1 pseudogene is annotated in these 328 nt (G+C 69.5%); it reads right to left on the bottom strand.

Annotated features, from left to right (window positions below):
- Nucleotides 1–328 (bottom strand): annotated as a pseudogene (locus NE547_RS18115) (hypothetical protein); the annotation flags it as partial.

The following is a 328-nucleotide window of genomic DNA, read 5'->3' on the forward strand; positions in this document are numbered from 1 at the left end:
ATGACCGCCGCCGTTACGGCAGCGGCCTCCGTCCCCTTCTCGTTGACCTGGATGCGGGTCTTCTGCATCACGCTGCCGATATAGGGAGCGCAGCGCCACGATGGCGCCGATGACCTGCTGGCTGAGCTGGGCGGTATCCCCCCCGGCGGCGGATTGGGCCAGGACGTACTGGAGCTGTTCCCGCTCCAGCGTCAGGGCCTGGATCTGCTGCTTGCGGGCCAGGCCCGCCTCGCTCTGATAGACCAGGGCCACCGTCTCGCCCCTGGCGACCTTTTCCCCCTCCTCCGGCAGGAGGTCCACGATGCCGCCGGTCCCGGCGAGCACCGTC

This window comes from Flavonifractor sp. DFI.6.63 (genome assembly GCF_024462255.1).
In the GTDB taxonomy this organism is placed as follows: domain Bacteria; phylum Bacillota; class Clostridia; order Oscillospirales; family Oscillospiraceae; genus Lawsonibacter_A; species Lawsonibacter_A hominis.